Below are 226 nucleotides of genomic sequence, written 5' to 3'. Positions count from 1 at the left end.
GTTGTCTCTCCATCCAATACTTTGCGGATACCGTCTTCTTTCATAGAAGTAACGCCATAAGAACGTCCGGCAGCAAAAATTTCCGTATCGGGAGCATTTTTCAAAATCAGTTCCTTCATTTCAGGAATGATAGGCAGAACTTCATGGATCGCCATACGTCCGGCATAACCGGTAAAATTACATTTACCGCAGCCGGCACCTTTATAGAGTTTTACTTCTTCATCAA

General features: G+C 42.5%; 1 protein-coding gene. It reads right to left on the bottom strand.

All coding sequences use genetic code 11. The features are described 5' to 3' along the window. Positions 1-226, bottom strand: a 226-nt coding sequence (locus HJY11_RS13935; protein WP_438820442.1) for an ATPase, T2SS/T4P/T4SS family, incomplete at both ends; no start/stop codon positions are given.

This window comes from Bittarella massiliensis (ex Durand et al. 2017) (assembly GCF_017566145.1).
GTDB lineage: Bacteria > Bacillota > Clostridia > Oscillospirales > Ruminococcaceae > Bittarella > Bittarella massiliensis_A.
This window is presented reverse-complemented; position numbering and strand designations above follow the sequence as displayed.